This is a genomic window from Granulicatella sp., from assembly GCF_057274575.1.
Window position 1 is genome coordinate 63005 of the sequence record NZ_DBHISP010000005.1, and the last position, 21482, is coordinate 84486.

A 21482-nucleotide genomic window follows, 5' to 3' on the forward strand; every position below is an offset into this window, starting at 1 on the left:
TAGGATGTAACAATTATGTTACGTAACAAAAATGTTACACTCGCAAAAAAAAGACATAGCGATTCTCTTTCGCTATGTCTTCTTCGATTATTTATTCTTGCATCATCCCTGCTTGGAGTTGATACATCTTATAATAGAGCCCTTCTTTTTCTAGAAGCTCTGTATGCGTTCCGCTCTCGACGATTTCTCCTTTATCGAGAACAAAGATTTGGTTAGCATCTTGAATCGTCGATAATCGGTGCGCAATCGCTAAAGTAGTTCGCCCGTTTCTCATTTTCTTGAGAGATGTTTGAATGACTTCTTCGGTTTGTGAATCAATATTTGCAGTCGCTTCATCCAGAATCAGAATTTTGGGATTTGCCGCAATCGTTCTTGCAAAGGCGATTAATTGACGCTCTCCGCTTGAGAACGTTGATCCCTTTTCAGAAACTTTATTATCATACCCTTGTGGCAGTTGCTCGATAAAATGATGCGCATCGACAAATTCGCTTGCCTGCTTCACTTCTTCGTCTGTGATGTCTTGGTACATGCGAATATTGGAAGCAACCGTTCCATGGAACAAGAATGGATCTTGAAGTACGAGTCCGATTTTATCACGAAGGATTTCTTTTGAATAGTGTTGAATTGGAAGTTCATCAATCAAGATTTCCCCTTCTTTAAAATCATAGAATCGTAAGAAGAGATTCATGATAGAAGATTTCCCTGACCCGGTTGAACCGACAAAGGCAACCGTCTCTCCTGGATTCACCACAAAGTTAATATTCTTTAGTACATTTCGTTTCCCGTCATAAGAGAAAGTGACGTTTTTAAATTCAATCTTCCCATCTTTAATCTCAGTAACCTTCCCAAGCTGATTAGGTTCGTAATCCGTATTATCGATGACTTCAAAGACACGTGTTGCTGCAATCATCGATGTTTGAATAATCGAGAAGTTTTGTGTTACATCAATTAATGGATTAAACAACTGATTCGAGAATTGAATAAAGGCGTACATCACCCCTGCTGTCACTCCAGCCACTTCCCAAGTAAGGCCAAAGTATAAAATAATGACCGCATAGGCAACAAGCTTTAATAGCGACATCGCTGGACGAAGGAACAGACTATTCACATTAATCGAACGATTCGAGAATTGCACATGTTCCTCGTTAATTTGTTCGAATTCCCTTCTTAAACGTTCTTCTTGGTTGAATGCCTGAATCATCTTCATGCCATCAATACTTTCTGCTAGCTTCACATTAATCTCGCTAAGCTTCTCACGCGTCTTACGAATCACGCTGTGAGATAAATGGTTATAAATTTTAACGGATGCAAACATGACCGGAATAAAGAGAACCATTAAAATCGTAAGTCCTACATTCATACTTAACATCGCAGATAATGTGGCCACGACAATAAATAAGGTACTTAGAAACGTTGAGAAAATCGAACTAAACATATCACTAACTGCCTGTGTATCGTTTGTTAAACGCGACACGATAGCCCCTGCTGGTGTTGTATCGAAATACGTCATATTGAGTTTTTGCATGTTAGTAAAGGCCTCTTGACGTAAATCTCTTATGACACTATTGGATACATAGCTAAAGGCGTAGGTCCCAATATATGTTAATAAAACGCGCAGTAAGAATAGTGAGTAGTAAACAATAAGTAACCAGTACCCTTCATTCCATGTGCCCTTTTCAATATACGTATCGATATAATAACGAGCCATCAACGGAATCACTGTTGCAGTCACACTGGATAAGAGGATAAATAAAATCGCAATCGTACTCGACTTCTTATACCGCCATAAGTAGGCGATGAGTCGATTAAAGGTCTTCATGTTCAACTACACTACCCCCTTCTTCAAGTGTCGCTTCAAGCTGTTGACGGTCGTAAGTTTTGGCATACCAACCACCAAGCGCCATTACTTCTTCATGCGTTCCTTTTTCAACAATCCGTCCATCTTTGAGCACGATGATTAGGTCCGCATGCACAATCGCTGATAGACGGTGCGCTGTAATCATCGTTGTTTTGTCGCTGCGTTCACTTTTCAAGTTTTCTAAAATTAAATGCTCTGTTTTTGCATCAACAGCTGATAACGAATCATCGAGCATTAAGATTTCAGGATTCACTACAAGCGCGCGTGCCATTGATAGTCGTTGCTTTTGACCGCCTGATAAAAGCACACCCTTCTCTCCAATTAACGTATCGAACCCTTCCGGCATCGCTATAATATCGTCATACAGTCCGCAGATTTTAGTAGCTTCGATAACGGCTTCGTCAGAAAGCGTTGGATTTCCAAAACGAATATTGTCTTTAATCGACATTGCAAATAAAATCTGTTCTTGCGGCACGTACCCCATCAGCGCACGCAAGTCTTTAATACGATAGTCTTGAATAGAACGTCCATTAATCAAAATCTCTTCTTTTCCTGCATCATATTGACGAAGGAATAATTTTAAGAGGGTTGATTTTCCAGAACCTGTTGGGCCCACAATCCCCAGCGTTTGCCCTTGATGAAGACTAAATGCCACATCTTCTAAAGTTGGCACATCTTCGTATCGGAAGTTGTGAATATCGACATCAATCGTACTCACTTCTTTAATTGGAAGTGCGTTTGGAGCTTCTTCAACTTCACTTGTTTCTTCCATTAATGTTTCAATACGACGATACGAGATACTTGCACGTTGACCGATATTTAAGAGCCACCCAATGGCTTGAAGCGGCCACACTAGCATATCTAAATACGTCATAAAGGTAATCATTTCCCCAACCGTGAATTCACCGCGCTGGATTAAATAACCGCCATAACCGAGGCTAATTAAGTAGCTAAGTCCAACGAAAATCAAAACGATTGGATCGAATAGATTATTATATTTGGCAGCGTGGTTATTCTTCTCCCATGCATCTTGGTTCGTTTTCCAAAACGATGCGGTTTCCTTTTCACCATAGCCAAAAGATTTCGTCACTTTAATCCCGGAAACACTCTCGTTCACATGGTTATTCAATAATGAAAAGGCTTCTTGTGATTCCTTAAAACTCTGATGTTCTGCACGAACCACAAAGTTTGTCGCAATTGCAAGTAGTGGCAATGGAATAATCGCAACGAGTGTCACTCGCCAATCCAAAACAAAGAACATCGTTGCTAAAGTCACTAATGCTGTAATGGAGGCATCGACAGCCGACATCACGCCTCCACCTGCAGTCATGACCACCGCATACACGTCATTGGTCGCATGCGCCATTAAGTCTCCAGAACGGTACTTTTGATAAAAGCTCGGAGACATACTTGTAAAGTGTTCGTATAATTGATTTCTCAGTCTCTGACCTAACGAGTTCGCAGTCCCGAAGATAAAAAGACGCCATACAAAACGGAGTCCGTACATGGCTACTGCTGAAAGGAGCAATAACAGTAAGTTCCATAGTAAAGACGATATTGTGAGCGTCTTGAGGTCGATGGAATCGACGACTTCCCCAATCACTCTTGGCGGAATAAGATTGAATACACTGACTAACGACAATGCGATAATGCCAATCGTGTATCGTTTCCACTCTAATTTAAAAAACCACGATAATTTCTTTATTAAATACATATTTTTCTCCTTTCACACGTCAATCTATTGTACTATAGTCTTCTTCCTATTTCATATGATACGTTCTAAAAAAGACAACCCTTCTCCCACCGGAAAAGGATTGCCTAACTACTTTAGTTTTTCTTTTGTGTTTGCGGATAAATCCACAAGAAGACAATAAGCGCAATGACTGCAAGTGTCGTTACAAAAATAATACTTGTTTGTCCTGCTGTTACTAAGTTCGAATCAAATGAGCTAAAAATTCGAGCAATAATCGTTGTTGAAATCGCACCAGTGAACTGTTGCAAAGTATTCACGATACTATTCCCATCTGCTTGAATATCAGAATTTAGTTGCGCTAATGAATAGGTTACATTACTTCCCATTACAAAACCAATTCCCGTCATAAAAATAACATTTAGCGCTAATAAAGGATAGATGGTTAAATGCGGGAAGAATAGACTAATGAATACTCCTCCAACAACCGCAAACACTAAACCTGTTAAAATTGGTTTCAACGGACCTGATTTATCATACCAACGACCTGACAAAGCTGAAAGAATAGCCACCATTGCCGCACCAGGGAACATAAAGATCCCTGCCACCGTAGCTGTTTCTCCCCACGCTAATTGAATAAAGTTTGGATAAATAAAGGATAATCCTAGTACGATTCCTTGGAAAGCCAAAACGATATATAATGTTGCATTGAAAGTCGCAAACTTGAACGGTTTGAACGACAAGAGTGCATTTTCTCGGTTAAAGTAGAAGAATGCCGCAAAAGCTACGACTACTACTCCTAGGTAGATGACTGATAAATGTTCTATCGCCATAAGCAGGCTTGCAAGTCCAATCCCTAATGTCACAAACGCCATTAAGTTAAAGGGTTGTTTCTTCGGTGAGTCTTCTGTTGGAATCGCCCAAAGTCCCATCACTAACGAGAATACTAAAAATGGAATCAATGCGTAGAAAATCGCACGCCATCCAAATGCACTTGAGACAACCCCACCAAATGTTGGGCCAATAGGTGGAGCTAGTGCGGTTGTCATCGATCCAATCCCAATGACAGTTCCATGTTGATGCAGCGGTACTTTAGATAATACAATATGGAACATTAGCGGAAGTGCAATCCCTGTTCCAATCCCTTGCATAAAGCGTCCGAGTAATAAAATTACTAAGTTTGGTGAAATACAGTCAATTAAGACCCCACCAATAAATAAAAGGTTTGCTGCCAAGAAGAGTTGGCGGATCGTGTAATTTCGTGTTAAATAAGCCGTAATTGGCACGACAATCGCAATGGCTAGTAAGTATCCAGTTGTTACCCATTGAATCCCTGAAGAATCCGTATTGAATTCTGTCATCAGTGTCGGGAAGGTAACGTTCATTGCGGTTTCAATCAACACGCCACAAAAGCTCATAATCGCCGTTGCGACTACTGCTGGAATGACATGCCATGTTTTTGTTTGGTTTCCCATTGAGTTCTCCTTTCTTTGCGTTATGATTGCCATAAAAAAACCGCAACCTTACTCGAGAGTAAGATGTTGCGGTTTAAATTATTTTATAACGCTGTTTCCTAACGTTTTTTCTTTAATTTTTTCAATTTATTTTGTTTTTGACGGCGTGCGTATTGTTGCATACCGATTTGAGCGAGTTTGTTTCCACGTCCGCCCATGCCCATTTGGTTCATCATGCCTTCTAGGCCTTTCATATTCCCGTTGGACATTTGGTTCATCATCTTCTTAGACTCGTTGAACTGTTTGATTAAACGGTTCACTTCTGCTAATGGACGAGCTGAACCTGCCGCAATACGTTTACGACGAGCTTGTGATAAGATATCTGGATTTTCACGCTCTTGTGGAGTCATTGATAAGACGATCGCTTTCATACGAGCTGTATCTTTTGGATCCACTTTTAAGTCGTTTAGACCAGCCATTTTATTTAACCCTGGAATCATCTTCAAGATATCCTCAAGTGGTCCCATCTTATTCACTTGGTCTAATTGGTCGATAAAGTCATTAAAGTCAAAAGTGTTGGCTTTAATTTTATCCGCCATCTCTTGCGCTTTTGCTTCATCGAAGTCTTGTTGCGCCTTCTCGATAAGGGTCATCATATCTCCCATACCAAGAATACGAGAAGCCATACGTTCTGGGTAGAAGATTTCGAAGTCTTCTAATTTTTCCCCACGACCTGTAAATTTAATTGGTTTTCCTGTAACAGAACGGATAGATAGAGCCGCACCACCACGAGTGTCCCCATCAAGCTTTGTAAGGATAACCCCTGAAATGTCCAGACGTTCGTTGAACGTTTGAGCCACGTTTACAGCATCTTGCCCTGTCATTGAGTCGACAACAAGTAAAATTTCGCTTGGATTTGCGACTGCCTTGATGTTTTGTAATTCTTCCATCAAGGTTTCGTCAATATGCAAACGACCGGCCGTATCGATAATCACTAAGTCGCGACCATCAATTTTCGCCTTTTCAATCGCTTGTTTGGCGATTTCCACTGGGCTTACTTGATTTCCAAGTGAGAACACTGGGAAGTTTAATTGTTTCCCTAATGTTTGTAATTGGTCAATCGCGGCTGGACGATACACGTCGGCAGCAACTAGTAATGGACGTTTCTTTTCATGTTTTGCCATGAAAGAAGCGAGTTTCCCAGCAGTCGTTGTTTTACCTGCCCCTTGAAGACCGACCATCATCACTACCGTTGGCGGTTTCGCTTCGAAACGGAACGGCGCTTGTTCGCCCCCCATTAATTCTGTTAATTCTTCGTTAACGATTTTAACGACTTGTTGTGCTGGTGATAATGCTTCAAGCACATTGGCCCCTAAAGCACGTTCGTTCACTTTACGCACGAAGTCTTTTACAACTTTGAAGTTAACATCGGCTTCTAAAAGCGCGAGACGCACTTCACGCATCATTTGTTTTAAGTCAGCTTCCGTAATTTTTCCTTTTCGAGAAACGGAAGTCATCGCATTTTGCAGGCGATCTGATAATCCTTCGAATGCCATAATTTCACTCCTTGAGTTTATTTATTCATCTCTTGTAATTTTGAAACGATTGAAGCAATCTGTGTTGCCTCAGGATAGTTCCTTTGAATCTCTTTTTCTAATTCATCATAGTGCTCTTGGCGTTTATAGAAATCAGCGACCAGATGTAGTTTCTCTTCGTAGTTTTCTAATAACTTTGCCGAGCGGCGGATATTATCATATACTGCTTGACGGCTCACGTCAAATTCTTCGGCGATTTCACCAAGCGAATAATCATCCCCATAATAGAGCTCCATATATTCGAGTTGTTTATCGGTTAAAAGGCTACCATAGAACTCTACAAGCAAGTTCATTTGCGTTGTTTTTTCTAATTCCATTCGTTGCCCTCCCTTAAACTCATATCCTTTATTATAGCAAAATTAGGGTTATTACGCTAACAAAAAAACGGAGTGGAACTCCCCCCAGAACTTTTATAATTCCGGCTTGTTATCCACTCCAAAAATAGAACTACATTCGATTTATTATGTTGTCACACTTTTACACGGAACATTCTACCCAACTGAACCAATAGTTGAAGAATACTCCACCCCATCATCAAAAGAACTAGTTGACCACAAATTCCAAAAGCTCCTTGTATGAAAAGTGGAAGGGTACTATCCACAAATGCATCCACAATCATAATATGACTGGCATTGATTTGATAAAATAGTAAAAGAAGGATTAAAGCTTCTCTTACTCCATTTTGCAACTCATATCTTTCTTTACTTCGTTCTACTATTCCAATCACCAACAGTCCATTTAAGGATAGAAAGAGTATTTGTACTCCTTCTTGAAAAAATACACCACCTTGATTATAGAAATAGATTGCAAATAGAAATTGAATCAATAAACAGATAAAAGAAATATACTGGTAGACTTTACTAAACGACTTCAACATTAACTCATTCCCCTTTCTATTTAGCTATGTATAACAACTTTACTTTTTATTCACTAAGTAAATTATACAAAATATAAAATCGGCTTTTAAGTAAATACACTCGCAAATTTAAACTTATAAAAGACCAATAATTGCTTCAATTTCCGCCAAAGTTTTCGCAAAATGAATTTGACTTCTGTCTTCTGTACTCAGCAAGTTTGTCTCCACCATTTTATCGAAAAAGGCTTCTAAATGGTCATAGTACCCTTCCATATTATAGAAGATACAAATGCCCTTTGTTTGGCCTACTCTCACCCAAGAAACCACCTCTGCAATTTCTTCGAGAGTTCCTGGCCCTCCTGGAAGCGCAATGTACACTTCACTGAGTGCGATCATCTGATTTTTACGCTGGGACATCGTATCGACAATATGAAGCTTCGTGATATCTTGTTTTGCAATTTCACGGTCTACAAAGAACTGCGGCATCACGCCAATGACTTTGCCGCCTTCCTTTATCACGGCAGTCGCAACCACTCCCATTAGTCCAGTATTTCCACCACCATAGACAAGCGTGTGGTGATTTTTTGCCATCCACTTTCCTAGTTCTTCCGTTTTCTTATCAAATTCAAGGCAATTACTTTGGCTTGCCGCACAATAAACTGCAATATTCATACGTTCTCCTTTAAAAGAAAGAGGCGTAAAATCTTACGCCTCTCCACTCATTTTTATTTAAATGCTGCGATAATTTCGTCAGCAATATTTTTAGAACAGATCACCCCTGTTGTCTTTTTGTTAGGAACCAAGAAGTCAACTTCTTTTCCGTCCACTGTACTGTAGTGTAATCCTAATTCTTTAGCAATCACCATTCCTGGTGCGATATCCCAAGGAGCAAGTAATGTAGAAACATACGCTACAGATTTTCCTAAAATCACTTGGATATGCTCGATTGAAGAAGCACCGTAAGTACGAGTAACCATTGCTTTACGGATCATTTCTGCTTCTTTTTCAGTCGCTTCTAATAACATAAATCCATTCACGTTAATGGAACTGTCGCCAATGCTATTGATTTCAGGAGTTGAAAGACGACGGCCATTGCAATATGCACCATAATCTTTAATACCGTATACGAAGCGATCACGCATGACATCGTAAATGTATCCTAAAAGACCTACGCCATCTTTATATAAAGCAATCATAATACCGAAGTCTTCTTGACGTTTCACGAAGTTTAAAGTGCCATCGATTGGGTCGATTAACCAAACGTAACCGTCCATTGAAGTTAATTCGTCACCGAAACCTTCTTCTCCCATGATTTTATGTGTTGGGAATTGTTCGCGAATTTTAGCGATAAAGAATTGTTCGATTTCTTTATCCACGTTTGTTACTAAGTCGTTACGGCTTGTTTTTGTATCTACTTTTAATGGTTCACCAAAGCTGTGACGGATTTTTTGTCCAGCCTCCATAATCCAGTCATTTACTAATAGGTGTGTTGCTAATAAATCCATTATTTTTTCAATCCTTCCATACGAATAATTTTTGTTGCGTTTTTACTTGCTTGGACCACACGATAAAGGCTATATCCAGATGATTCCTCGAATTCACGACCGAGTCTTTTCTCTTCACCGATACTACGGACTACCGTTTTAAATTCTTGGTACGCTTTTTTAAAAGCTTCTACTTGAATCCCTTTTTCGTAAGCCTCTTCGACCGCATTCCAAAGTTTGATGACTTTATTCATCTCTCCATGCGACCATTCCAAATCAATTGGATAACTATAATTGGCCATCTCGCCACCTCACAATCATACCCATTTAGTATACACTTTTTCTGCAAGAGTTTCCATTTATGAAACAAAAAAATTAGTGATGAAGATGATAACTTCGAATCTTTGCGGATTTTTATCATGGTCGTTGTAATGGGGTACCGGCTCAAGCCGTTTGCCTTTCGCCTTTAAAGCCTCAAAGCAGGAGTAAGAAAAACATTTCTAACTCCTGCTAATTCGCATTTAATGTACTTTCCCATTACTACGACAATGAATCCATCACATTCTCCGTTATCATATTCTTTATGCCGTATATCGTTTCACATAACTCTTCCAGAATTTACTAAATAGGTTGATTCCTCGAATATTAGACAAAACCGCTCTAACTTCATCACTGCTTTTCATTTTAATTTGTTTAAAGCACTCTTCTAAACTAAGTCGCTGCACTCTCTAATTCGAGAAGCAGCGGTCCCTTTTCCTTGAGCACAAATCCCAAAAGAAAATCATTCATTTATGGATTACAAAGAATCCGCGGATTTTGAAGTTGCAGTGACAGGAAGTGCATCAAAACGAATAAGAGGGCGTAGGATTTTGAATCCCTACGCCCTCTTTGAGGCTTTGAAGGTGAGAGACATCGGCTCGAACCGGTGCCTTGTCACAGCAACTACAAATAAATCCGCAAGGATTCATCGTAATCCATAAAAGCTTTGATTATTTTCCTTCTTGGTATTCTTTTGCGATTTGCGCACCAAGTTTCGCGTTATTGTAAACAAGCTGGATATTTGTCTTCAAGCTTTCCCCGCCTGTTAACTCAACGATTTTCGCTAATAAGAATGGTGTGCTGTCTTTTCCGTGAACACCTTTTTCGTCCGCTTCACGAACCGCTTGATCGATAATTGCATCAATTTTTTCGTGTGGAATTTCATGTTCAGCTGGGATTGGGTTTGTGACTAAGATACCACCTTTAAGGCCTAGTAATTCAGAGTAACGAATCATTTCTGCCACTTCTTTTGCTGAGTCTACACGGCTGTTTAATTTATACTCAGATGTACGAGTGTAGAATGCTGGTAAGTAGTCTGTTTGATAGCCTACAACAGGAACTCCTTTTGTTTCTAAATATTCAAGAGTACGTGGTAAATCAAGAATCGCTTTTGCACCAGCGCAGACAACTGTGACTGGAGTTTGTCCTAATTCATCTAAGTCAGCTGAGATATCCATTGTTTCTTCAACGCCACGGTGAACCCCACCGATACCACCAGTTACGAATACTTTAATTCCAGCTAAGTGCGCACCAATCATTGTTGTCGCTACTGTAGTTGCTCCTAAAACACCTTTAGCAAACACTTCTGCTAAATCACGGCGAGATACTTTTGCAACTGGTTTTTCTTTGGCAAGACGTTCTAAGTCAGCTTCTTCTAAACCGATTTTGTATTTACCATCCATGATAGCGATTGTTGCCGGAACAGCGCCATTGTCGCGGATAATTTGTTCTACCGTTTTAGCCATTTCAACGTTTTGTGGATATGGCATTCCGTGTGAAATGATTGTTGATTCCAACGCTACGACTGGTAGGTTGTTGTCTAATGCGTGTTGTACTTCCTTGCTGATTGATAGTAATGGATTCATGATAAACCTCTTTCCTTTAATTGTTGATATTCTTTTTCAAATGACTTAGTGTTTAAGTCTTTTCGAACGGTTTCAATGGCTTGGACTGTATAGTACGAATTCGTTAATCCATATCCAATCGACTCTTCCAAGCTTGCCCCCTTAAGAGCTCCATAGAGCACTCCAGAAGAAAATGAATCTCCTGCTCCTGTCACGTCACAGACTTGCTCTGCTTTTATAGGTGTAAAAGTCTTTACGACTCCTGTAGCATCTGCAAAGACACCACATTTCGTTCCTTTAGTAATCACAATATTTTCCACGCCATCTTTTTGCCATAAAGCAGCTAATTCTGCTAGCGTATGTTCTCCGTACCTAGTTTGGGACTCATCCGCATTAACGACAATCCAGGTCACTCCTTGTAAATTATCTGGGATTCGTTTCATCTTTGGGCCACTCACTGGAATAATGGCCAGTGGAATCTTCTCAAGACTAGTTAGCTCTATGAGCGCTTGTAATGTTTCTTGCGGAAGATTCAAATCCGCAATCACTAGAGATGCTTGTTTCACCGCTTCTTCATGCAAAATAAGCCAGTCAGTCGTCATTTCGTCACAAATGGACATATCGGCTAAAGCCAGACACATATCTCCTTGAAGGTCCAAAATCGCTGTATAATTCGACGTTGTTTTTCCTTTTAAGCGGTCTACAAGTGAAAAATCGATAATGCCTTCCGTCTCTTTTTCAAGCCAAGTAAAACTTTCATCATCGCCTGCTACCGATAACATCTTAACAGGAAGCCCTAGTCGTCCTAAATTTTCAGCAATGTTTCTGGCAACACCACCTGCACTAAGAGAAGAGACCACAGGATTACTTGTTTCGAGCACGAGATTTTCGAGCAATTGAACTTTCTTGTCTACGTTCATTCCACCGATACAAAGCACGTAGGAATCTTTAAATTTCTTGTCCTCTGACATGAAACATCCCCCTTCGTTTACATAAAGGTTTGATGAATGGAGGAGGATGAAACTTTTCCTTCATTCGGTCTTATACGCTTCATTATAAGCGATAACCCCTACTCCAATCAAGCTTTACTAAGAAGAAAAGCAAATATTTCGAAATCAATTTTTATGATTGTTCGGTTTTGAGAATCTATTTGATTCGATTTCCCTGTAACAGCAACAAAAAAGGACCCGAAAATTCGAGTCCTCTTACGTTCATTCTATGAAAATCAAACGTGAATTGGCATACCTAATGCTAATTCAGCTGTATCCATAACTACTTCTGATAATGATGGATGTGAGTGGATTGTTAATGCGATATCTTCCGCATTCATTCCAGCTTCAACTGCTAAACCTAATTCAGCGATAATATCTGAAGCATTCACGCCGGCAACTTGTGCACCAACGATTACGTTATCTTCTTTAGTAGTGATTAAACGAACGAAACCTTCAGTAGCGTTCAATGATAATGCACGACCATTTCCTGATAATGGGAATTTAGAAGCTTTTACTTGTAAACCAGCATCTTTAGCTTGTTGTTGAGTGTAACCAACTGAAGCAAGTTCTGGATCAGTGAAGGCAACAGAAGGCATTGCACGGTAGTCAACAGCCACTGCTTTACCTGAGATTGCTTCTGCAGCGATTTTTCCTTCGTAGCTTGCTTTGTGAGCAAGAGCTGGTCCAGGAACGATATCGCCGATTGCGAAGATTGATTTAACGTTTGTACGTCCTTGGTTGTCAACTTTCACTAAACCACGGTCAGTCATTTCAACACCAGCAACTTCTAAACCAATTTCGTCAGTGTTAGGACGGCGACCTACAGCAACCATTACGTAGTCAGCTTCAACAGCTTCTTCTTTACCGTCAACTGTATACTTAACAGTTACGCTATCACCATTGTCAACAGCTTCTTTAGCCATTGCATTTGTTACGATAGTAACGCCTTTTTTAGCCATGTCGTCTTCAACAAGTTTAACCATGTCTTTGTCGAACATTGAAAGGATGCTAGGAGCACCTTCAAGGATTGTTACTTGTGAACCTAAATTAGCATATGCTGAACCTAGTTCTGAACCGATAACCCCACCACCGATAACAACTAATTTTTTAGGAACTTCTTTAAGTGCTAAACCACCAGTTGAATCGATAACGCGTCCGCCAAATTTGAAACCTTTGATTTCGATTGGACGGCTACCTGTAGCTACGATAGCATGGTTGAAAGAATAAGTTTGAGCGCTGTCTTCAGTCACAACACGTAAAGTATGGTCATCGACTAAGAACGCTTCCCCTTTAATAATTTCAACTTTGTTTTTCTTTAATAAGTACTCAACACCAGCAGTTAATTTCTTAACAACTTGGTTATCTTTCCATTCTTGAGTTTTAGCGAAGTCTAAAACAACTTCTTTAGCAGTCACACCAAATACTTCTGAGTGTTGTGCTTCTTGGTAATGATGTCCAGCTGAAATTAACGCTTTAGATGGAATACATCCAACGTTTAAGCAGACACCACCAAAATATTCTTTCTCGATAATCGCAACTTTTTGACCTTCTTGAGCTGCACGAATAGCTGCAACATATCCACCAGGGCCGGCACCGATTACGACTGTATCTAGTTCAATAGCGAAATCGCCTACTACCATTTTTTTCACCTCTTAAAAGTTTTCAAATAAGGAACCGACGTAAACCAATGTCTACGCCGTTCCAACAGTTTAATGAATTAAGCTTCCATTAATAATAATTCTGGATCATTCAATAGACGTTTCAATTCGTTCATAGCTTTTTGAGCAGTTGCTCCATCCACGATACGGTGGTCAAAGCTTAATGATAATTTCATGTTACGTCCGATTACGATTTCATCGTTTTCGTTGATAACTGGTTCGCGAACGATTGTACCAACACCTAAAATCGCAACTTCAGGGTAGTTGATAACTGGAGTGAACCAGCCGCCACCTACTGAACCGATGTTAGAAATTGTAATTGTTCCTTGTCCCATATCGCCTGCAGTTAATTTACCTTCATGAGCTTTTGCAGCTAATGCGTTAATTTCATCTGCGATAGCGAACATGCTCTTAGCATTCGCATCTTTGATATTTGGAACGAATAAACCTAAATCTGTATCTGTAGCGATACCGATGTTGATGTAGTTTTTGTAAACAATTTCTTGAGATGCATCGTCGATAGAAGCATTCAATACTGGGAATTTCTTCATTGCTACAGCTAAAGCTTTAACAACGTAAGGTAAGAATGTTAATTTAGTACCTTGTGCAGCTGCAACATCTTTGAATTTCTTACGATGATCCCAAAGTTTAGAAACTTCAACTTGGTCATGTAATGTAACGTGTGGTGCAGTATGTTTGCTGTTAACCATTGCTTTAGAAATTGCTTTACGCATTGGAGTTAATTTAACGCGTTCTTCACGTTCTGCTGATCCAACGAATGGTTTAGCTGGAGCTGCAGGCGCTGCTGGTGCAGATGATGTAGCTGCAGGCGCTGCTGGTGCAGATGCTGCTGGAGCTTCTACTGCTGCTGGAGCTGCAGGTGCTGCTACTGGTGCGCCACCGAAGTTATCGATGTCTTCACGAGTAATGCGTCCGCCTTTACCAGTTGGAACTACTGCTGTAATATCAACACCTTTTTCACGTGCATATTGACGAACTGAAGGCATTGCTAATACTAATTTACCAGGGTTGCTTGCCGCTGGAACTCCTGTTGGAGCTGCAGGTGCTGCTGGTGCTGGTGCTGCTGCAGGTGCCGCTGGAGCCGCTGCTGCAGGTGCGTGAGAACCGCCTTCTGTTGCGATTTCAACGATTACATCACCAACGCGAGCTACTGTTCCTTCAGAAACTAAAACTGCTGTAACAGTTCCAGCTACTGGAGAAGGAATAGATTCTACTGATTTATCGTTTTGTACTTCGAATAAAATGTCATCTTCAGCAATCTTGTCGCCTACTTTGATGTCGATTTTTACGATTTCACCTTCTGCAATTCCTTCACCGATGTCAGGTAATTTGAATTGGAAAGTGCTTGATGCTGCAGGTGCAGCTGGTGCAGGTGCTGATGCTGGAGCCGCTGCTGGTGCAGATGCTTCTGCTGGGCCAGAACCATCGTCGATAACTACGATGATGTCGCCTACGCGTGCTACTGTACCTTCTTGAACTTTAACTTCTAATACTTTACCACTTACTGGAGAAGGAATTTCTTCTACAGATTTGTCGTTTTGTACTTCGAATAAAATATCATCTTCTTGAATTGTATCTCCGACTTTAATGTCGATTTTTACGATTTCGCCTTCTGCGATACCTTCACCGATATCAGGCATTTTAAATTGGAAAGCCATGCTTGTACATCCCTTCTTATTTTTATAAAACTCTAAAGAGCACACTCATTCGAGAGGCTCTTTAGAATGAAATTTGTTGAATTAGAAGTTCACTGTTTCGCGAACTTTAGCTTCAATATCGCTAGCATTTGGTAACCAGTCGTTTTCTGCTTGACCAAATGGGAAGATTGTATCTGGAGCTGCAACACGTCCGATTGGAGCTTCTAAGTTTAAGATTGCGCGTTCAGCAATTTCAGACATAACCATTGCGCCGATACCAGCTTGACGTTGTGCTTCTTGAACAACAACTACGCGACCAGTTTTTTCAACTGATGCCAAGATTGTGTCTAAGTCTAATGGAGAAACAGTACGTAAGTCGATAACTTCTACTGAGATTCCTTCTTTTTCTAAGTTCTCAGCAGCTTTAACTGCTTCACGAACCATTGCACCGTAAGTGATTACAGATACGTCTTTACCTTCACGAGTTACAGCAGCTACTCCTAAAGGAACTGTGTATTCTCCTTCTGGAACTTCTTCACGGAATGAACGGTATAATTTCATGTGCTCTAAGTAAACAACTGGGTCGTTGTCACGAATAGCTGAGATTAATAAGCCTTTTGCATCGTATGGGTTTGAAGGGATAACCACTTTCAAACCTGGTGATTGAGCTACTAAACCTTCTAAGTTATCTGAGTGTAATTCTGGAGTATGTACCCCTCCACCCATTGGTGAACGGAATACGATAGGCATTTGACGAGTTCCACCCATACGGTAACGTGTACGAGCTGCTTGAGCTACCACGCTATCCATTACTTCGAATACGAATCCGAAGAATTGGATTTCAGGAACTGGACGGTAACCTTCTAATGCTAAACCGATTGCTAAACCACCGATACCAGATTCTGCTAAAGGAGTATTGAATACGCGGTCTTCACCGAATTCATCTTGAAGCCCTTGAGTCGCACGGAAAACCCCACCGTTTTTACCAACGTCTTCCCCGAAAATTAGGACATTTTCATCACGTTTTAATTCAACAGCCAATGCGTCTGTGATGGCTTGAATCATTGTCATTTGTGCCATAATTATTTATTCTCCTTTGCTTTAAAGTGTTCGATTTGTTCTTTAATAACGTTTGTTGGTTCTTCAAACATTGTTTCTAAGAAGAATGAAACTTTTTGTTTAGGTTGTTTGTCAGCCTCTTTAATCGCTTCTTTGATTTCTTCTTTAGTTGCTTCAATTACTTCGTTTTCTTTTTCTTCTGACCATAAGCCTTTAGCTGTTAGGTAGTTACGGAAACGAATTAATGGATCTTTCTTAGCCCATTCATCTTGAATTCCTTCTGGTTGGTAACGAGTTGGGTCGTCACCTGATAATGTATGAGGACCGTAACGGAAGCAGATTGTTTCGATTAACACAGGACCGTTTCCAGCAACTGCGTATTCACGAGCTTTTTTAGTTACAGCGTAAACTGCTAATGGGTCCATACCATCTACTTGGATACCAGGAATACCAGCAGCAACAGCTTTTTGAGCTAATGTTGGAGCAGCTGTTTGTAACTCACGAGGAGTTGAAATAGCCCAACCGTTGTTTTGAATAAAGAATACTGCAGGAGCTTTATATGCACCAGCGTAGTTAATTCCTTCATAGAAGTCCCCTTGTGAAGATCCTCCATCACCCGTATAAGTTACTGCAACGTTTTTCTTACCACGTTTTTTAAGACCTAAAGCAACACCAGCAGCTTGTACATATTGTGCGCCGATGATGATTTGTGGTGGTAAAGCTTTTAATGATTCTGGGTACATGTTACCTGCAACATGTCCACGAGACCATAAGAATGCTTGTGATAATGGTAAACCGTGTTTTACTAATTGTGGTACATCACGGTAACCTGGTAAAAGAACGTCTTCTTTTTCAATAGCTTTAATTGAAGCTAATTGTGAAGCTTCTTGTCCAGCTGTTGGAGCATAGAAACCTAAACGTCCTTGACGGTTTAATGCAGTTGAACGTTCGTGTAAAATACGAGACCATACCATATCTGTCATTAATTCAACTAATTCGTCGTCAGATAAATCTGGTACTAAGTCAGGATTTACAACTTTTCCTTCTGCGTCTAACACTTGAACCATTTCAAAGTTCGTGTTATTTGGTGTGAAAAGTGCATCGAGATTGAATTTTTTCTTCGTTGCCATACTTCTTTTTCCCCTTTTCTATAAGAAATTGTGCTTCACAGACAAAACAGGTAGTTAAAACTGTACTATTCCCTCTGCTATCGTATAATAATTTAACAAACTTTTGTGAATTATGCAAGCAAAGAAGACTTTATAGAGCGTTTCTGTTAACTTTGTGAATAAAGTTCTATTTTGTTACGCTTTATAAAGTCTTTTTTTATTCCGATTTGTTCAACTCTTTATCTGTTTTCATCTATTTTCAGCAAATGTACCTACAGTTTTCACTTGCAAACTGTACTAGTTTCACTTTTAGAACTGTACTAATTTATTAAAACAGTTTTAATTGTTTATAAATTTTATCTGTCTTTTCTAAATGCGAAACACTTAGCCCAATCAAACGAATTGGCTTTTCATCCATCATTTCTTCAAATAGTTGCAATGCAAGCTGAAAAATTTCTTCTTTTTTATTAAAATAGTCCCGTAATGTAACACTTTTACTTGTTGTATTAAAATTAGAATCTCTTAATTTTAAGGAAATCGTACGAGATGCTAATGCTCTTTTCTGTAACATGCTTGCTATTTCAAGAGAAAACTTTTCTAAAAACTTACTCAAAATACCATGGTCTGTCGTATCCTTGATAAGAGTTCTTTCTGAACCAATGGATTTTCTTTCTCGATACAAAGTCAATTGATCATTCGAGATTCCTCTTACCTGTGCATATAACCTAGGTCCTAAATTTCCAAATCTACTTTCTAATTCTGCTTTCGATAATTGAAGCAAGTCTTCTCCTGTTTGAATTCCTGCTCTTCTAAGCTTTTCGGCACTCACTTTTCCAACCCCATAAAAATCCCCAATTGGAATAGTCCGAATAAATTCTTGTGCGTTTTCAGGTGTAATCACTGTAATTCCAGAAGGCTTTTGATAACCTGAGGCCATTTTAGCCAAAAACTTATTAAAAGACACTCCCACAGAACAAGTGAGTCCAGTCTTTTCATATACTTCCTTTTGAATTAAGTGTGCTACTAAAGTGGCAGAAGCAATCCCTCTACTATTATTGGTTACGTCTAAATAAGCTTCATCAATCGAAAGTGGTTCTATCATATTCGTAAAAGATTTAAACACTTCACGAACTTGAGAGGATATCTCTTTGTACAAGGAATAGTTTCCTGGAGTAAGAATCGCTTTTGGACATAGTTTCATGGCTTTTGCTGTAGGCATCGCAGATCGAACACCAAAAGCTCGTGCTTCGTATGAACAAGTTGAGACGACTCCTCTTTCATTTGGTTTTCCTCCAACAATGACTGGTTTCCCTCTCCACTCTGGGTGCTCTCTTTGTTCAACAGAAGCAAAAAAAGCATCCATGTCCACATGTAATATTTTTCGCATCAATACCTCCACCTGTAAACGAACATTTGTTCTTATTATAGCAACCTTTTCAAAAAAAGTAAAAACGGAACGTTCTCACGTCCCGTTTTAAGAAGATTATGAATGCGTTATTAGATTAGACTGTTTTAAATAGCGAATCCCATTTCCAATCACAAAAGTAATACTTAAAATAAATAGTACTAAGCGACTCCATTCAAATCCCGAAATGATTTGTTGAAATAAACTATCCAGATGGAGACTACTTGCATGATTGTTGACAGTAACCCCAAAAGCACGGACAACGAACATCAACCAGCCTATACAAAGCATTCCGATCGTATTTAACATTAATTCAAACAAACTATCTGGGAACCTTCTGCGTGCATATTCTAGGCCAAAAACAATCACAAGAATAAAACTACTTAGGATAATGACATACCATCCTTCAAGAGTGATTAAAGAATCTCCTAAACTCATTAAGTAGATTGTAATCATTAAATAGAGGATGGTCACAATCGCAACTAATTTATAGAAGCAAGACATCAGTTTTTCCATTGAAAATCCCTCCATCCATTTATTCTTTTCCTACTTTTATTTTACTCCTATCTTATTGAGGATGCAATTTTCTATAGCTCTTAACTTAATATCATATTTATGCTAACATTATGTTCATTGACGTCTGTAGAATTTGACATTCATACCGTCTTTTACTCAACTCTCCAATCAATCGGTTCTTGATTTGTGGCTATTAGAAAATCATTAATTTTACTAAATGGTTTACTTCCAAAGAAGCCTCGATACGCCGAAAGTGGGCTTGGATGCGGTGACTTTAAAATCAAGTGTTTCGCATTTGTAATCAATTTTTCTTTGGATTGCGCTGGTTTCCCCCATAAAAGAAATACGATTGGGTGATCACTTTTATTTAACGATGAAATCACTGCATCCGTAAAAGTTTCCCATCCCATTCCACGATGACTATTCGCTTCATGTGCTCGGACTGTTAAAACGGTGTTGAGGAGGAGCACCCCTTGCTTTGCCCAAGAGGTTAACTCTCCAGTCTTTGCTACCGGAATTCCTAAATCATCTTCCATTTCCTTATAGATGTTTTGCAAGGAAGGGGGAAGTGCCACGCCTTGTTGTACTGAAAAACTAAGTCCATGCGCTTGATGTTCTCCGTGATAAGGGTCTTGACCTAAGATAACCACTTTCACTTGATCAAATGGTGTGAGTTCAAGCGCCTTAAATACATTTTCCGCTTTTGGAAAAACCTGATATCGACTTCGTTCCTCTCTTTCAAACAAACGAACCTTTTTAAAGTATTCTTTTTCTTTTTCTTCCCCAATCACATCATGCCAAGTGGTCATAAGAACCCTCTTTTCGTTCATAAATTTCAAAGGTGTGAGGATAGAGATTTTTTTCGTCCATTTCCCCTTCTAACGATTTTACTTTAATAAAATCGTGCCAAGGAAATTCTGTTGGAAAATAAGTATCTCCCTCAAAACTAGAATGAATTCTCGTACAATAGAGAAGCTCCACATGATTTTTTAACAGGTTATAAACTTGTGCTCCACCACAAACATAAATATCCTCATGTCGACTGTCTTCAACAATCTCCTCAACATTTGTAACGACTTCTGCACCAGGAACAATATAATCCGAGCTAGTGGTTAGGATGATGGTTTGTCGCCCCGGAAGTAAGCGACTGCCCATTCCTTCAAAAGTCTTTCGACCCATTAATATGGTTTGCCCCATCGTGACTTCTTTAAAGAACTTCAAATCATTCGGCAAACGCCATGGAAGTGTCCCATCTTTTCCGACTAGACCATTCTCATCTTGTGCCCAAATATAAATTAGCATACTTTTCCTCCTGCATTAAACAGCAATAGGTGCTTTAATAGTTGGATGTGATTGATATCCTTCTACCACTACATCTGGAACATCAATATCAAACATTGATTTTTCAGGATGTTTTAAAACTAGTGTAGGTAAGGCCATCTCTTTGCGCGATAATTGTGTTTCTACTTGTTCCATATGATTTAAGTAAATGTGTGCATCTCCTAAAGTATGGACAAATTCACCCACTTCTAATCCTACTTCATTAGCAATCAAATGTGTTAGTAAGGCATAGCTGGCGATGTTGAACGGTACTCCGAGGAACACGTCAGCACTACGTTGATATAATTGGCAACTTAATTTCCCATCCGCAACATAAAATTGGAACATCGTGTGGCATGGTGGAAGAGCCATACTTGGAACATCTTCTGGATTCCAAGCAGAAACAATCATCCGACGTGAATCTGGAGAATTCTTCAACAAGTTGAGTAAGTCTTCGATTTGGTCAATGGTTTCTCCTTTTGAAGTTTTCCAATGACGCCACTGCGAACCATAAATATTCCCTAATTCTCCGAACTCCGCCGCAAACGCATCATCCGTTAAAATTCTCTCACAGAAGTCTTTTTTCACTTCTTGATAAACTTCATTAAACGCCTCATCTTGCAAGCAACGACGACCAAAATCCGTCATATCTGGACCTGTATATTTTGACGAAGAAACATAGCGTTCAAAAGCCCATTCATCCCAAATATGATTATTATGTTCTAATAAATACTTGATATTTGTATCTCCGTGTAAAAACCATAATAACTCGCTCTTAATTAATCCAAAAGGAACTTTTTTAGTCGTTAAAAGCGGAAATCCTTTTTGAAGATCAAAACGCATTTGATACCCAAAAATACTCTTCGTTCCTGTTCCAGTACGATCTGTTTTTGTCGTACCCTCTTCTAAAATTTTTGTTAATAACTCTTTATACTGCTTCGTCAT

General features: G+C 39.5%; 20 protein-coding genes. All 20 read right to left on the bottom strand.

All coding sequences use genetic code 11. The annotated features are described in order from the left end of the window. Positions 1-91: 91 nt before the first annotated feature. Positions 92-1819 (bottom strand): ABC transporter ATP-binding protein, encoded by a 1728-nt coding sequence (locus ACO5V7_RS03965; RefSeq protein WP_485485175.1) that lies wholly within the window; start codon positions 1817-1819, stop codon positions 92-94. After that, complete coding sequence (locus tag ACO5V7_RS03970; RefSeq protein ID WP_485485139.1) at positions 1806-3572, bottom strand: ABC transporter ATP-binding protein; 1767 nt, start codon at positions 3570-3572, stop codon at positions 1806-1808. The genes ACO5V7_RS03965 and ACO5V7_RS03970 overlap by 14 nt, the downstream gene beginning before the upstream one ends. A 113-nt stretch (positions 3573-3685) precedes the next feature. Next, a complete protein-coding gene (locus tag ACO5V7_RS03975) occupies positions 3686-5023 on the bottom strand; it encodes an MFS transporter (protein WP_485485140.1) in 1338 nt (445 codons plus the stop codon). A gap of 98 nt (positions 5024-5121) precedes the next feature. Beyond that, positions 5122-6558 carry a signal recognition particle protein gene (ffh, locus tag ACO5V7_RS03980; protein ID WP_485485141.1) on the bottom strand — a complete coding sequence of 479 codons (1437 nt, stop codon included), beginning with the start codon at positions 6556-6558 and terminating at the stop codon, positions 5122-5124. A gap of 17 nt (positions 6559-6575) precedes the next feature. Further along, positions 6576-6914 carry a putative DNA-binding protein gene (locus ACO5V7_RS03985; protein ID WP_485485142.1) on the bottom strand — a complete coding sequence of 113 codons (339 nt, stop codon included), beginning with the start codon at positions 6912-6914 and terminating at the stop codon, positions 6576-6578. 152 nt (positions 6915-7066) lie between these two features. Further along, on the bottom strand, positions 7067-7474 hold the full coding sequence (locus tag ACO5V7_RS03990; RefSeq protein WP_485485143.1) for a hypothetical protein: 408 nt from the start codon (positions 7472-7474) through the stop codon (positions 7067-7069). A 114-nt stretch (positions 7475-7588) separates the two neighbouring features. Next, entirely contained in the window at positions 7589-8125 is a 537-nt protein-coding gene (locus tag ACO5V7_RS03995) for an LOG family protein (protein WP_485485144.1), read from the bottom strand. A gap of 53 nt (positions 8126-8178) precedes the next feature. Beyond that, on the bottom strand, positions 8179-8958 hold the full coding sequence (locus tag ACO5V7_RS04000) for an inositol monophosphatase family protein (protein WP_314046438.1): 780 nt from the start codon (positions 8956-8958) through the stop codon (positions 8179-8181). Beyond that, positions 8958-9239, bottom strand: a complete 282-nt coding sequence (locus ACO5V7_RS04005; RefSeq protein WP_485485145.1) for a UPF0223 family protein — start codon at positions 9237-9239, stop codon at positions 8958-8960. The genes ACO5V7_RS04000 and ACO5V7_RS04005 overlap by 1 nt, the downstream gene beginning before the upstream one ends. A 687-nt stretch (positions 9240-9926) precedes the next feature. Next, a complete protein-coding gene (locus tag ACO5V7_RS04010) occupies positions 9927-10841 on the bottom strand; it encodes a pseudouridine-5'-phosphate glycosidase (protein ID WP_048712441.1) in 915 nt (304 codons plus the stop codon). Then, positions 10838-11791 (bottom strand): carbohydrate kinase family protein, encoded by a 954-nt coding sequence (locus ACO5V7_RS04015; protein ID WP_485485146.1) that lies wholly within the window; start codon positions 11789-11791, stop codon positions 10838-10840. Before ACO5V7_RS04015 ends, ACO5V7_RS04010 begins: the two co-directional genes overlap by 4 nt. Before the next feature lie 254 nt (positions 11792-12045). Next, positions 12046-13452, bottom strand: coding sequence for a dihydrolipoyl dehydrogenase (gene lpdA / locus ACO5V7_RS04020; protein WP_298647243.1), 1407 nt, complete (start codon positions 13450-13452; stop codon positions 12046-12048). 77 nt (positions 13453-13529) lie between these two features. Beyond that, the gene (locus ACO5V7_RS04025; protein WP_485485147.1) at positions 13530-15149 is read right to left on the bottom strand and encodes a 2-oxo acid dehydrogenase subunit E2; all 1620 of its coding nucleotides are present in this window, start codon (positions 15147-15149) and stop codon (positions 13530-13532) included. 81 nt (positions 15150-15230) lie between these two features. Next, positions 15231-16208, bottom strand: a complete 978-nt coding sequence (locus ACO5V7_RS04030; RefSeq protein ID WP_048709580.1) for an alpha-ketoacid dehydrogenase subunit beta — start codon at positions 16206-16208, stop codon at positions 15231-15233. 2 nt (positions 16209-16210) lie between these two features. Then, positions 16211-17317, bottom strand: a complete 1107-nt coding sequence (pdhA, locus tag ACO5V7_RS04035) for a pyruvate dehydrogenase (acetyl-transferring) E1 component subunit alpha (RefSeq protein ID WP_298647253.1) — start codon at positions 17315-17317, stop codon at positions 16211-16213. Between the two features lie 307 nt (positions 17318-17624). Further along, a complete protein-coding gene (dinB, locus tag ACO5V7_RS04040; protein WP_485485148.1) occupies positions 17625-18683 on the bottom strand; it encodes a DNA polymerase IV in 1059 nt (352 codons plus the stop codon). A 96-nt stretch (positions 18684-18779) separates the two neighbouring features. Next, positions 18780-19217: a hypothetical protein gene (locus ACO5V7_RS04045; protein ID WP_485485149.1), complete on the bottom strand. Its 438-nt coding sequence runs from the start codon at positions 19215-19217 to the stop codon at positions 18780-18782. Between the two features lie 152 nt (positions 19218-19369). After that, the gene (ung, locus tag ACO5V7_RS04050; RefSeq protein ID WP_485485150.1) at positions 19370-20026 is read right to left on the bottom strand and encodes a uracil-DNA glycosylase; all 657 of its coding nucleotides are present in this window, start codon (positions 20024-20026) and stop codon (positions 19370-19372) included. Next, a complete protein-coding gene (locus ACO5V7_RS04055; protein ID WP_485485151.1) occupies positions 20010-20519 on the bottom strand; it encodes a dihydrofolate reductase in 510 nt (169 codons plus the stop codon). Before ACO5V7_RS04055 ends, ung begins: the two co-directional genes overlap by 17 nt. A 15-nt stretch (positions 20520-20534) precedes the next feature. Then, a complete protein-coding gene (locus tag ACO5V7_RS04060; RefSeq protein ID WP_485485152.1) occupies positions 20535-21482 on the bottom strand; it encodes a thymidylate synthase in 948 nt (315 codons plus the stop codon).